General features: G+C 59.9%; 9 protein-coding genes. 6 read left to right on the top strand and 3 right to left on the bottom strand.

Going from position 1 to position 13,298, the window contains the following annotated elements; all coding sequences use genetic code 11:
• Positions 1-179: 179 nt before the first annotated feature.
• The 3 genes from EPN93_12450 (at position 180) to EPN93_12440 (ending at position 3,285) form a co-directional block, all read left to right on the top strand.
• Positions 180-1,064 carry an alpha/beta hydrolase gene (locus EPN93_12450; protein TAL34103.1) on the top strand — a complete coding sequence of 295 codons (885 nt, stop codon included), beginning with the start codon at positions 180-182 and terminating at the stop codon, positions 1,062-1,064.
• 239 nt (positions 1,065-1,303) lie between these two features.
• A complete protein-coding gene (locus EPN93_12445; GenBank protein TAL34102.1) occupies positions 1,304-2,476 on the top strand; it encodes a 3-hydroxyacyl-CoA dehydrogenase family protein in 1,173 nt (390 codons plus the stop codon).
• 41 nt (positions 2,477-2,517) lie between these two features.
• Entirely contained in the window at positions 2,518-3,285 is a 768-nt protein-coding gene (locus tag EPN93_12440; GenBank protein TAL34101.1) for an enoyl-CoA hydratase, read from the top strand.
• An 85-nt stretch (positions 3,286-3,370) separates the two neighbouring features.
• Here EPN93_12440 and EPN93_12435 read toward each other — a convergent pair whose 3' ends face one another.
• The 3 genes from EPN93_12435 to EPN93_12425 all read right to left on the bottom strand — a co-directional run bounded on the left by EPN93_12435 (position 3,371) and on the right by EPN93_12425 (position 8,376).
• The gene (locus EPN93_12435) at positions 3,371-4,738 is read right to left on the bottom strand and encodes a hypothetical protein (protein TAL34100.1); all 1,368 of its coding nucleotides are present in this window, start codon (positions 4,736-4,738) and stop codon (positions 3,371-3,373) included.
• A 107-nt stretch (positions 4,739-4,845) separates the two neighbouring features.
• Positions 4,846-6,504 (bottom strand): long-chain fatty acid--CoA ligase, encoded by a 1,659-nt coding sequence (locus tag EPN93_12430; GenBank protein ID TAL34099.1) that lies wholly within the window; start codon positions 6,502-6,504, stop codon positions 4,846-4,848.
• A 285-nt stretch (positions 6,505-6,789) separates the two neighbouring features.
• Positions 6,790-8,376, bottom strand: a complete 1,587-nt coding sequence (locus EPN93_12425; protein ID TAL34098.1) for a hypothetical protein — start codon at positions 8,374-8,376, stop codon at positions 6,790-6,792.
• Positions 8,377-8,568: 192 nt separating this feature from the next.
• Here EPN93_12425 and EPN93_12420 point away from each other — a divergent pair, with 192 nt between their 5' ends.
• From EPN93_12420 to EPN93_12410, 3 genes are all read left to right on the top strand, one after another.
• Positions 8,569-9,744 (top strand): hypothetical protein, encoded by a 1,176-nt coding sequence (locus tag EPN93_12420; protein TAL34097.1) that lies wholly within the window; start codon positions 8,569-8,571, stop codon positions 9,742-9,744.
• Positions 9,745-9,818: 74 nt separating this feature from the next.
• Complete coding sequence (locus tag EPN93_12415; GenBank protein ID TAL34096.1) at positions 9,819-11,174, top strand: Gfo/Idh/MocA family oxidoreductase; 1,356 nt, start codon at positions 9,819-9,821, stop codon at positions 11,172-11,174.
• Positions 11,171-12,073: a LysR family transcriptional regulator gene (locus tag EPN93_12410; protein TAL34095.1), complete on the top strand. Its 903-nt coding sequence runs from the start codon at positions 11,171-11,173 to the stop codon at positions 12,071-12,073. The genes EPN93_12415 and EPN93_12410 overlap by 4 nt, the downstream gene beginning before the upstream one ends.
• Positions 12,074-13,298: the final 1,225 nt, after the last annotated feature.

Below are 13,298 nucleotides of genomic sequence, written 5' to 3'. Positions count from 1 at the left end.
TGAAATATATTGAGGATCAAGGCAAGGAGCCCACAGATACCGACTTTAAAACTGATGATGATCTTTAGTCGGCTTTAGCCGAACACGAAGCCACCGCCTTCAGGCGGTGTGTGGTTCACTATTTGACATAGGGTGCCACGCAGCCGTTTGGAATCAAAAATTTAAAGGGGAGGTTCATTATGTTTCGATTCAAGAGCAGGATGGAAACGACGGTGTTCGCGGCCGTCGTGTTGCTCGGCATGGCCGTATTCAGTATATCGGCGCGGGCTGCGACCGTTATTGAAACGACGTATGCGGCAACGGGTTCATTGGCGACCAGTACGGTAGTCATTAAAAACGAAGCGGGCGCGGATCTCTACAAGATCTATTACCCCGCGGCTTTAAGCGGGAATCATCCCATCGTGGTGTGGGGCAACGGATCCGATGCGGATTGTCTCGATTATGACGCCTTGCTCACTCACCTGGCCTCATGGGGATTCGTCGTCATCGGTAATTTCGATACCGCCGTGGGTACGGGGGAGGCGATAATCGAAACCATGAATTACCTGGTCGCGCGCAACGGCGATCCGGCGAGCATTTTTTATCAAAAGCTCGATGTGGGGAACATAGGCCTGGCGGGCCATTCCCAGGGAGCGGGCGGGGTGGTGAACGCGGCCACGAATTTCACCGAGGGCGACATGGTGACCACCCTTGTCCCGGTGTCTCTGCCCGCGCTCAAATGGTGCGATGCGGAGGATATCTATGACACCTCGCTGGTGGACGTTCCTGTTTTCTTCACGCGCGGCAACGGCATGCTTGATGGAATAATCGCACCGCTTGCGGATGTGCGCGCCGCCTACAACGCGCTTCCTTCCGGGGTGGGAGCCGCTATGGGAACCTGCAAGGGGACGGATCACAATACCATCCAGGGGAATGGCGGGAAGCTGCGCGGCTATGTAACCGCCTGGCTGCGGTATCAGCTTGCGAATGATGCCACGGCGAGAAATGCATTTGCCGGAACCAGTCCGGAGTTGCCCGGCAACACCACTAATTGGAAGGACGTGGCGGTCAAGAGCCTTCCGTAAGATACGGTATTGCGGCGGTTGTATCATCTTTAATCCTGGAATGTTCCCCGGGCGGAGTCTCAGGCAGCGTCCTGACAACGCCCCGGGGAACAAGGTTGCGGACGCGTACGGTTAACGCAGCCTATTTTGTCTGATGTGCGATATGGGAAAAGGAATAGTACCGCACCCAGGACAAACGCACGGAAGTATCGGACGGCCGGGGTGAGCATCACGTGAAAGATAAATCGGGGAGCATAACTATGAAAACAGAAGACATAAAAACCATCGCTGTCATAGGCGCAGGGGATATGGGTCACGGCATAGCGCAGTTATGCGCCAGTGCGGGCTTCAAGGTGTGTCTATACGATATCAAACAGGAATTCGTGGACAGGGGCATACGCAAAATAAGGGACAGCCTTGCGAAGCAGGTTGCTAAAAAGAGGATGGACGAGAGTGATCTCGAAAGGGTCATGAGCGCTATTCTGGGGTTCACGTCCCTTAAGGATGCCGTACGGGATATCGATTATATGATCGAGGCGGTCCCGGAGATACTCGATCTTAAACAAAAGGTGTTCAGGGAGATAGATGAATACGCGCCCCCGCACGCCATTCTCGCGTCCAATACATCGAATATGAATATCACCGGGATGGGGGCCGCGACCCGCAGGCCGGAAAAGGTCCTGGGCGTGCACTTTTTCAATCCCGTGGCCATGATGGCGCTGGTTGAAGTCATCCGGGGCGCGCACACCACCGAGGAAACAATGCGGGTGAGTTATGACCTGGTTTCCGGTTTGAAAAATCTGAAAGGCCCCATGGTACCGGTCAGGGTGGAGAAGGATACACCCGGGTTCATTTTCAACAGGGTCAATGCGCCTGTCGGACTGTTTCTTTCCGAGCTCTACGACAGGGGGCTCGTGGTCCCGGAGGCGGTCGATGCCAGGCTGCGGGCGCTCGGGGCTCCCATGGGACCCTATGAGCTCATGGATTACACCGGGCTCGATGTAAACCTGCACGGCATGGAATATTTCGGGACGACCCTCTCTCCGGAATTCAAGCCGGGGGGATGGCTGAAATCCCTGATCCAGTCCGGGATGCTGGGAAAAAAATCAGGAAAGGGTATCTTTGCCTGGCCCGGGGGCGATAGGCCCGCGATCGATTTAAGCAAGGCGGACCGCGATTTCGATCCAATGGATCTCGTATGCCTTCAGGTCAATGAGGGGACCAAGCTCCTGGAAGCGGGAGTGGCATCCAGTGCGGCCGAGATAGACAAGGCCTTGATCAACGGCGGGGGATCGGTGATCGGACCCTTTGCCCTTGCCGGGGGCATGGGATGGGAAAAGGTTGCGGCGCGGTGTGAGGCGATTTCGCAATGGATAGGGCTGAAGTGGTTCATGCCCACCGAGATGCTGAAAAACGGGGATTTAAAAATTTGATCGGCCTGCAAGTCAGGTGATCGACAGGAGCGGGGAGCCATATGAATAATTCGTATATCGACGTAGCAACAAATGATTCCATCACGATCATTACCCTTAACCGTCCGCCGGCGAATTCGATAAATGTCGGAATCAGGGTGGAGCTGAATCGCGCAATAAGCGAGCTGGAGAAAAGCCGGGACACGAGGGCGGTTATAATCACCGGGTCCGGTGATAAAGGGTTTTGTGCGGGAATGGACGTTTCGGATGCGGCGAATATCGGCATGGGGCCCGACGGAAACGAGGTGTTTAACCGCATCGAGCGTATGTCAAAACCCGTGATCGCGGCGGTCAACGGATATGCCCTGGGCGGGGGGTGCGAGCTTGCGATGGCGTGCCATTTCCGCATCATGACGGACAATCCGAAAGCGGTTATCGGTTGTCCCGAACTGAACCTCGGCATCACCCCCGGGTGGGGCGGCATTCAGCGGCTGCCCAGAATCGTGGGAAGGTCGAAGGCGCTGGAGATGATTCTTTTCGGTACGCGGCTTTCATCCCGGGAGGCGCAGGACGCGGGACTGGTGGACCGCGCGGTGCCGGCGGCCGATCTGATGAAGGTGGCGGTGGAATGGGCGCAGGCGCTGGCCAAACGGCCGCCCCTGGCGGTCGCCGCCGTATTGAACGGCATGAGCGTGGGGTTGGAAAAGGGACTGGAGGAAGGACTCAAGGTTGACCGCCTGTGGTCCGAGAAGCTTGGGAAAAGCAAGGATGCGGTTGAGGGTGTTACCGCATTTTTTCAAAAACGGGAACCGGTGTTCACGGGCGAATAAGCCGGGATCGGCCGGTCAAATATGTCTTTTCCGCCTCTAGTTGACCGGCCGATTACATCGAATTTGAATTTCCAGCGATTCTTCGCTAACCGCGCCTTTCCGCGATCTCCCGCACCATGCGCGCGAAGAACCGGTTATCGATTCTATAGAAGCTGAGCAGGATAAGCCCGATAATGCCCGCGATGAGCGGGAATAGCGCAAGCATGTGCAGGATCGTGTCCTTCACGAAATCCGGTTGAGCGACATTTGGCGTATAACCTGCCCAGGTGAGAATGGCGCCGGCCAGCCCTCCGCCGACAGCCGCGGCAACCTTCGCCACGAACGAAAAGGCCGAATAGGTGATTCCAGCCCCGCGTATCCCCGTCTTCCATTCGCCGTATTCTATGGTATCCGGAAGCATCGACCAGGTGAGCACCATGGTTATGCCTCCCCCGATCCCGATGATGAAGTTAAACAGAAAGAAAAGCGCCGGATTCGAGTATGACATGAGTAAAACTCCAAAATCTCCAAATATGAAAATTAATATCCCGATGATGAACAAGTTTCGCTTGTTTTGCAATTTCGCGGCGATCATCGGAGTCAGGGCGCTCGCAGGCAGCGCACCGAGAACCTGGACGAGCATAAAGGGGCCAAACAGGTTTTCGTCTCCAGCGTTGTATTTGAAGAAATATATGGCCGAGAAGCTTCGTACCGTTCCCGCGATTCCCGAGGCCAGATACGCCCCCGCAAGCAGGAGAAGATACTTGTTTCGTGTGACCAGGTGCAGCGCGCTTTGGAGATTATACCTTCCGGTACCTGTTGGGCTTATTGCCTCTTTTGTCATGCTGAAGGAGACCATGAACATCGAAAGGGCTATCGCTGCATAGATGGATACCATTATCCCAAATCCAGCAGCTTCCGATGAGAACAATTTCACTGCCGGTCTGGTTATGATTGCAACGGCCACGACCGCTACCTGCGTGAGCACGAGGCCGATGGCCGCGAGACTATTTCTTTCATTCGTGTTTTGTGTTATAGCTGCCGCGAGCGAGTTGAACGGAATATTCACGATCGAATACAGTATACCGAAACTAATGTAGGTGGCGAACGCGTACGCAACCTGCAAGGAGGGAGAAAGATCGGGCGTGATGAATGTAAGGGCGAAGAATAGGCAGAGGATCGGGGCCCCGAACAGCACATAGGGACGGAATTTTCCCCACCGGGTATTTGTCTGATCGGCTATATACCCCACCATGGGGTCGACTGCGGCATCGATAATGCGGGCCACGAGAAATATGATTCCGGCTACGGCTCCCGTGATTCCGAATACATCGGTATAGAAATATAGAAGGAACAGATTCACCACCTGGTAACAGATATTGCACGCCGGGTTGCCAATTGCGTAACCGAGCTTGCGGGTGAAGGGAAGACTCGGCGGGGTAATTACAGCTTCCATATTTGCATTATAGGGCATTTCTGTCCTCCTCCTGTCGTATCTAATGTCCCCGGGTATTTCAGACGATCACTGAAGTGATCTTTCCCTACAAGGGTCGCTCCCGTGATCATATATGCATTCCCGGCCTAGCGTTTCTTCATGTCCTCTTCCAGCAGCAGCTTCCTGAGCACCTTGCCCACCGCCGACTTGGGGAGCGGTGTTTCCCGCACCTCGATGATCTTGGGAACCTTGTAGGCAGCCAGGTGTTGTTTACAATATTCGGATATCTCTTTTTCGGAGAGGACTGCACCCTCCACGGGAACGACCACCGCCTTGACCGTTTCCCCGCGATACTCATGGGGGAGCCCGTAGGCGCATGCCTCGGCTATCATCGGATGCTTCATTAAAACCTCGTCCACCTCGCGCGGGTAGATATTGTATCCGCCCGCGATTATCATATCCTTTTTGCGATCCACGATGAAAAAATATCCGTCCCCGTCCATCGTGGCGATGTCGCCGGTGCGCAGCCAGCCGTCCTTTAACTGGTTACGCGTCTCAATCTCATCGTTCCAGTATCCTTTCATTACCAGCGGACTCTTGATGACCATCTCGCCCGGTTCCCCCGGTTCCACTTCATTGTCGCCGCCCTCAAGGTCCATGAGCCTGACCTGCGTATCGGGAAACGGGATGCCGATGCTGCCGTGCTTTTTCATGCCGACGATAGGGTTCGCGACGCCAAGGGAGGCTGTCTCGCTCATGCCCCAGCCTTCGGAGTAGTTGACACCTTCCGCGCGCAGCGTTTCGATGATGCTCATAGGCAGCGGGGCGCCGCCCGACTGGAGCAATCCGAGCTTTTTAATAAGCCGGGCCTCTTCCGCTTTGGGATGATTGATGAGCGCCGTTATCATGGTGGGCACGGCGGGGAAAAAAGAGATATTTGCGTATCCGCCGATAAAGGCGAGGACCTCCTCCACCTCGAAGCGCGGGAACACGATCATGGTATTCAGGTTGAAAATCGAATAGAGCATTCCCACCACCATTCCGTATACATGAAAGAAGGGGAGAACACAGAGGGTCGTGCGCTCGGGTATGGGTATCGAGGAGATGGCCGCCAGGCCCCACAGAGAGGCCTGCATGGTGGCCGCCACGATGTTGCCGTGCGTGAGTACCGCCCCCTTGGGGAAACCGGTCGTACCTCCCGTGAATTGGATGACCGAAGGGTCATCGGGAATCACATCGATCAACGGGACCCTGGATGCGGATTCCTCTATGAGGGATGAAAAATGCTGCCATCCGGGCACCTGGCATATTTCACCGGAAGTGCTTCGCGGCGCCCCCTTGATGAAATCGGTTATCCTGGTCACTACGACGAGCGGAACCGGATGAGATTCAAGCAGCGGTTTCACGGTCGGCAGCATCAGGTCGAAGGTGAAGAGCGCGGTGATTCCCGTAACCTCGATGATGTGGGTGAGCTCGTCGGCCGTGTAGAGCGGGTTCATGTTTACGACGATGGCCCCGAGCTTCTGGCAGGCGAAGAATGCGATCAGGAACTGGGGGGAGTTGGGGAGGTGCAGGCCGACCCTGTCTCCCTTCTTTACCCCGAGGCGATGGAGCTCCGCGGTCATTCGTGCGGTCATGTCGCGTAGCTCCCAGAAGGTATACCTGGTCCCGTAAAAATCGATTGCCGTCTTGTCGGGGGCGGAACAGCGGGCGTTTTCCAGCAATTGCCCCACCGGTATACGCGGGTAACGGTAGGTGGTATCCACGCACCAGTCATAATGATCATGCCAAATCGACTTTTCCATAAGTGCCTCCAGGGCGGAATATGATACGAGCCGGAACCGGCATGCCCGGTATCCGTGAATGCGGCCGCAAAAAAGCGCGTATCGGCATTGTGAGGGCTCTTCTGTGCGGGCGCGCCGGGAAACAGGCATGCTAAAGATAACAAGCGCTCGTTATTATTGATTGCCGGGATTATGCAAATTTGTCAAATACAATTTATGTGCCGATTCTCCGGGCCGGCGGATACTACTCCGGTCGACAGGCGAAGCGGTGCGGGGAAACTGACTCCCCGATCACGCGTCCCGCGATCAGGCGCCGCGAAGTTTGAATCGCCCCAGCATGCCCAACAGCTCCTGCGCCTGGCCCGCCATTTCCTCGGAGGCGCCCGCGGTCTGCTCCACCAGGGCTGCATTTTGCTGCGTCATGGTGTCCATTTCAATAACCGCGTTGTTGATCTCGTCGATGCCCTGGCGCTGTTCCTCGCTCGCCGCGGCGATCTCCGTAATGAGCGTGACCACCTTCCCGACCGCCGTGACCGTCTTCCCGAGCGCGTCCCCGCTTTTACCGGCGCGCCCGGTGCCCAGTTCGACTTTTTCGAGAGATTCTCTTATCAGCGCCGAGATTTCCTTGGCGGCGTTTCCCGCGCGCAATGCGAGGTTGCGCACCTCTCCCGCCACCACCGCGAAACCGCGTCCCTGTTCGCCCGCGCGCGCCGCCTCCACCGCGGCGTTCAGGGCGAGCAGGTTCGTCTGGAACGCGATCCCGTTTATCACCGAGACGATGTCGCCGATCTTGGCGCTCGAGCCGCTGATGTCGTTCATGGAGCTCATCGCCTGTTCCACTACATGGCTTCCCTCCTGCGCGATGCGCATGCTCTCACGTGAGACCTCGCTCGCCGCTCTCGCGTTCTCCGCGTTCCGTCCAATCGTCGCGGCGGACTCTTCCAAGGTGGACGCGATTTCCTCCAGTGCGGACGCCTGCCGGGAGGTGCGCTGGGAAAGGTTCTGATTTCCCACTGAAATCTCCTCCACGGCCTGCACCAGGCTCTGGGCCGCGGACGCGATCCCCGCGATGAGCCGTTCAAGGTCGTCCCTCATTTGCGCGACGTACACGAGAAGGCTTTCCGTGTCGTCTCTCCGGGTGTCGATGACGGCGGTGAAATCCCCCCGGGCGAGCGTCCTCACGATTTCGTTCACCGCGCCCGGCTCGGCGCCCAATTGTTTCCTTATGCTCCGCGCGACAAGGAAGCCCGCCGCGAGGCCGGTTCCCAGTGCGAGCAGGCTTACCAGGATGATAACCGTCTTTATCCTCCCGGACATTTGCGCGAGCATACGCCCCGCCTCGTCGGCCTTTTCCCGGGCCGTCTGGTTGATGCCGTTCAGGTTTTCCCTTATCAATCCAAGGCTCGGGACGGTTTCGGTCTGGAACACCCGCCTGGCCGCGCCCGCATCGCCCCCGCGGGCGATTACCTCCCTGATTTTCAGCACCGATTCGTGAAGACGCCGGTGGGGCGCTTCAATATCGTCGAGCCTGCTGGCGATCCCGGGCAGAATCCCCTGGGCGGACGTACGCGCATCGCTGTAGTACCACAGGCCCAGCCTGCACTTGTGATAATCAGTCTCGATACGCGCCGTCTCTATGCTCCCGTCGTTCATCGCACTCAATACCGAATTAACCCAGCCAAGGTGATCGAGCTCCCGTTCCTTCATCGTCATCATAAGATCGCGGTTATCGGCGACCCCGTCCGACAGGCGGATGATGGTGAGCACGCCGGTGTAACTCGCGGCGCTGATAATAAGCAGCAGCAGTATCAGGCTCCCCGCGTTCAGGCCCAGTCTGGTTCTCAGTTTCATCGATTGTATTTTCATGGCTCCATCCGTAAAAAGCAATATCATGCGCGTGCACAATAACGTTCGGGCGAATCTCCAGTCTGACCATAGTTACGCGAATACTGGAAGCATTTTTTTTACCGGCGACAGGCGTTCCGCTAAGACCCGCGCTATTGGGATTGACAGGGGGCGCGTGTTCATGATTGCATAGTTACGGCGGATTGCCTTTCGCGAAATTGCGCGGCGGCCGGCGCGCACATGACGACTGACATCCAGGGGAATTTTATTAATATGAAGATTGCAAGGATCGCGGCGCTCGCATCGCTCATCGCGTCGCTTGTAAGCCTCGCATGCGTTTCTGGCCAGGCTCCCGCGAAAAGGCTCTCGCAGGGTCTGGTCCAGAACGTCGACATGGGCGCGCCCATCACCGTGGCGGTGCTTCCCTTCATCGTGGAGGGCGGCCCGGACCTCGAGGGCAGAATACTCTCCGAGAAACTCACGGACGAGCTCGTCAACGCGGGGCGCTTCCGGCTCATCGAGCGTACGCGCATCGAGCAGGTGATGCGGGAACAGCGGCTTTCGCAGACCGGGGTGACCGATATGAGCACCGCCGTGGCCCTGGGCCGGCTCCTTTCGGCGAAGGCGGTGGTGCTGGGGACGCTATACTACCGGGACCGCTCGGCGGAAGTGTTCGCGCGGCTCGTCGACACGGAGAGCGGCATGATACTCGGCTCCGCAAGCGCGGAACTGGACGTGCCGCGCCCCTCCCGCAAGAAGTCCGATACGCGTCTCGCCGCAGCAGGCGCGGCCGGCGACCGGAAGGGCTCGCAGAAAGCGGGCAGTATCGGACCCCAAAAAAAGCCGTCCGCCGTGCTTGAACAACTACAGACCGCCGATTCCTACGGCAGCGTGTACTTTTTCGGGCTGGTACGCAACACCGGCGAGGTCCCGTTGAAGACGCCGCACGTCGTCGTGCGCCTCAGGGACGCGGCCGGGAACCAGCTCATGCTCGTCGACTGTTTCGCGCAACGCGATCTGCTGCCCGGCGAATCGGTGCCCTTCGAGGGGGTCGCGCTCAACCAGAAGGGCATGTACGCCGATTACGAGACGCTCTTCACCCCGGAGCGGCTGGAATACCGCTACAACCTCTACGAGCTCGAGAGCGCGCAGGAAAACTTCGCGCGGGGAACGCTCGACGATTTCCGGCTGAGCGGCGTGCTCACCAATCCCGGGAAGGAGGGGGCGAAGTACGCGAAGGTGGTCGCGGGATTCTACGACGCGGCGGGAAGGTTTATCGGAACCGGGTACGCCTTTACCCAGCTTAAGCTCCTGAAGCCGGGAGAGTCCTCGCCCTACCAGATGCACGTCCCCATGTCCAAGCTGGCCGGCGAGCCCGTTAGCTACGTGCTCCAGTTCACCGCCATCGCGGATTGAACAGCGGACCGGCGCCCGCGAAGACCTCCATCAATGCTTGACATTCCTCCCGGCGGGTGGCCCACTAGCAGCGTATGCCAAAGACCGTGATTGTAATCGGTGCCGGCGACCGGGGTACGCGGTACGCCTCGTTCGCCCTCGCGCACCCTTCGAAGCTCAGGATTACCGGCGTCGCGGATCCCGTTGAGGCGCGGCGCGCGCGCATGGCGCGGGAGCACTGCATCCCCCCGGAAAACGTGTTTTCCACGTGGGAGGAAATCCTGGACCGTCCCCAAATCGCCGACGGCGCGATCATCGCGACCCAGGACGCGCTCCACGCGGCGCCCGCGGTGCGGGCGATGAAACGGGGCTACCACGTGCTGCTCGAAAAACCCATGGCGCTCTCGCGGAAGGAGTGCGCGGGCGTCGCGGCCGCGGCGCGGCGCACCGGCATGTCGCTCAACGTCTGCCACGTGCTCCGCTATACGGATTTCTTCACCGCCGTCAAGCGCGTTATCGACGAGGGACTCCTGGGGGACATCTATACGATATTTCACGCGGAAAACGTTTCGTATCACCATATGGCGCATTCCTACGTACGGGGGAACTGGCGCAGGAGCGATACGGCGTCACCCATGATTCTCGCGAAATGCTGCCACGACATGGACCTCGTCGCCTGGTTCGCGGGGAAGCCGCCCCGCTCCGTGGCCTCGTTCGGTTCGAACGGGCATTTCACGGAAGCCTGCGCGCCCCCCGGTGCCCCGCCGCGCTGCACCGACGGGTGTCCGGCGGAACGGGAATGCCCGTACTATTCGGTCGACACGTACCTGAAGGGGACGCACATGAAGCGGGCGCTCGCCCTCACCGATTCGCCCGGCGTGCGCGGGCTTGCGCGCTTCATGCTCGCATTCCCGCGCCTCTCCTCCGCGCTCCCCGTGCTATCGCGTTTCGCCACCTGGAAGGAATGGCCCACGAGCACCATCACCGACGATTGTACGCCCGCGGGGATCATGCGGGTTCTCCGCGAGGGGCCGTACGGGCGCTGCGTCTACCGGTGCGACAACGATCAGGTCGATCACCAGGAAACCATCATCGAGTTCCAGGGAGGGGCGACCGCCGTGCTCCGGATGCACGGGCACTCGTGGCGGGAGGGGAGGACGCTCAGGATTGACGGCGCGAAGGGCACGCTGCGCGGTACGTTCGGCGGGGGCGGGAGGCTTGAGGTGCGCCTGCATCGGACGGGGAAACGCGTCCGCATCCCGGTCGCGGGCGACCTGTTCGGGCACGCCGAGGGCGATTTCGGCATCATGGAGAATTTCACCGCGGTGCTTTCCGGCGCGCGGCCGGGGACGGACGCCCGGGGCGCGGTTACGAGCCACGAGATGGCGTTCGCCGCCCACGAGTCCCGCATAACGGGAAGGGTCGTGACGACCAGGGGGGAAAGCGCATGAAGAAGAAACCGGAGCTCAATTTCGACCTGAAGCAGATGGCGAGCTTCATGGAGCTCGTGCGCTCGGGGGGCTTCACCAGCGCCTCGCGGAAGCTCCGCGTGGGACAGGCCACCATAAGCCATCATATCCGCGCGCTCGAGGAGATGCTGGGGGTCAAGCTTTTCCACCGGTCCGGCAGGGAGAGCACGCTTACCCCCGAGGGAGAGCTCTTCCGGAAATATTGCGAGCGCGTGTTCCGCGAGGTCGACGACCTCAGGGACGGCCTGGCCCGGGGCGCGTTCGGCGGCGTCACCAGGGTGTGCGCGTCCACCGTTCCCGCGGGATACCTCATCCCGGAGGCGGCGGCTTCGATTCGGAAATCGCACCCGGATTACGCATATAGAATTGAGGTGGCGGGAAGCCGGGAGGTCATCGAGATGATCAAGGAGGGCAGGGCGGAGATCGGCTTCGTGGGACGGAAGATAAGCCTTCCCGCGCTCGTGTTTCAGCGCGTCGCGCGCGACGAGCTCGTCCTCGCGGGCGCGCCTTCCCATCCGGACGCGGTGACGATCCAGGGACTGGGGGAGCTTCCCTTCATCACGCGCGAGAGCGGGTCGGGGAGCCGCATCGCCTACGAAGAGGCGCTCGGGCGGAGGGGCATGCGTCCGTCCGCGCTCGTCCCCGTTATCGAATGCTCGAGTCTCGAGGGGGTCAGGGAATCGGTCATTGCCGGGGCGGGCGTCGCCTTCATGTCCCGCCGGGTGATTGAACGCGCGCTCGATGCGCGCGTGCTCAAGGTTATCCGCGTGGAGGGGATAAAGGTGGAACGCGACTTCTACGCGGTGCGACTCAAGCAGCGCGAGCTTTCCGCCCCGGCCCGTGCGCTCGTCGAGGCGATAAGGGGCCGGGAACGGGTGTAAAGCCGTATCGGCGCCCGCCTAACGCCGTATCTTGCCCTTCTTGTAATCCATCGCCATCTTTATGACGTTGTACGCGCCGTCGTACATGCCCGCCTTCTTGAGCTTGATTATCTGCTCGCAGTACATGGACAGCAGGTCGTCGTGCGTCACCAGCAGGTCCAGCGCCTGGAGTACGTGCTGCACCGTACCGCACTCGATGGTGCCGTCGCCCAGCTCCGCGCTACGTATGGCGCCCCACGCCTCGTGGCCCCCCACGCGCGGGAGCAGGAGCTTGGGTATGGGATAGAAGCTGAACTCTCCCGGCTTCACCACGAGAATGTCCGCCGACCGCATGAGAAGGTTCGTCGCGTACACCGATGCGAAGAGGTCCGGGTTGCAGAGGTGGTGCACCCCGTGCGCCCTGTCGGCGAGGGCTTTGCGCGCGAGGCCGGTCACCTCGCTCCACTCCGTATAGCGCTCAACGTGGAGGCCGGCGTGCTCCATCACGGCGTTCAGCATGTCGTACACGCCGCGGTGATCGCAGGAGTTGATGTAGAGGACGACGCGCTCCTCCTTCACCAGCGGCGCGAGCGCCTCGACGACGGTGGCGATGATCTGTCCCTGTGCCCCCGCGCCGCCTATGGGAATGAGGATGCGGCGGGGCTTCTTCTTGTGCATGCGGTCGATGCGCAGCGCGGAGTCCTTGTCCGCGTTGCTCGCGAGCTCGTGGTCCACGTAATGTCCCGTGAAGCGGATGTCCCGGGAGGGCATGGGCTTCATGACGGCGCCGTCGCGCCCCATGTTCTTGAGCGTGCGGTAACCCAGGTACGCGGAGGGCGACTGTATGGCGTGCAACGCGCCTTCGGCCAGGTGCAGGCCCAGGGGCCAGTTGTCGGGGATCATGTTCACCACGTATTTCATCCCGGCGGAGAGCGCCGCGAGGGAGGGCCAGCCGTGCGCGCCCACCACGGGGATCGTGTCGGGGACGTGCCGGAATATCTTTGCCATGAGGGTGCACATCTCCCGGTCCGACGCGTTGTAGTCGAGCTTCTTGAATCCCTCCGCGGTGAGCGGCTCCCAGTACAGTTTATTGAAGAGTGAGAACCGCTGCGAGAGGCGCGATCCCAGCGAGTAGAGCTTGTTCAGGTGGCTGATAATCCTCCCGCCGGTAGTCTCGGTGTAGGACATCAGGTCCATCCAGTAGGGGGTGAGTCCCATGGAATGGGCCGCGGCCTCGGCGGCCCAT

The sequence above is a fragment of the Spirochaetota bacterium genome, from assembly GCA_004297825.1.
Lineage (GTDB): Bacteria > Spirochaetota > UBA4802 > UBA4802 > UBA5368 > FW300-bin19.
The sequence above is the reverse complement of the archived record's forward strand: the minus strand, read 5'-3'. Positions and strand labels throughout refer to the sequence as shown.

What these genes read in the sequence shown, in the direction of transcription:
- EPN93_12435 (TAL34100.1), bottom strand. Translation starts at nt 4,738, where the DNA reads ATGCCCTATAATGCAAATATGGAAGCTGTAATTACCCCGCCGAGTCTT.
- EPN93_12440 (TAL34101.1), top strand. Translation starts at nt 2,518, where the DNA reads ATGAATAATTCGTATATCGACGTAGCAACAAATGATTCCATCACGATC.
- EPN93_12415 (TAL34096.1), top strand. Translation starts at nt 9,819, where the DNA reads ATGCCAAAGACCGTGATTGTAATCGGTGCCGGCGACCGGGGTACGCGG.
- EPN93_12445 (TAL34102.1), top strand. Translation starts at nt 1,304, where the DNA reads ATGAAAACAGAAGACATAAAAACCATCGCTGTCATAGGCGCAGGGGAT.
- EPN93_12450 (TAL34103.1), top strand. Translation starts at nt 180, where the DNA reads ATGTTTCGATTCAAGAGCAGGATGGAAACGACGGTGTTCGCGGCCGTC.
- EPN93_12430 (TAL34099.1), bottom strand. Translation starts at nt 6,504, where the DNA reads ATGGAAAAGTCGATTTGGCATGATCATTATGACTGGTGCGTGGATACC.
- EPN93_12425 (TAL34098.1), bottom strand. Translation starts at nt 8,376, where the DNA reads ATGATATTGCTTTTTACGGATGGAGCCATGAAAATACAATCGATGAAA.
- EPN93_12410 (TAL34095.1), top strand. Translation starts at nt 11,171, where the DNA reads ATGAAGAAGAAACCGGAGCTCAATTTCGACCTGAAGCAGATGGCGAGC.
- EPN93_12420 (TAL34097.1), top strand. Translation starts at nt 8,569, where the DNA reads ATGACGACTGACATCCAGGGGAATTTTATTAATATGAAGATTGCAAGG.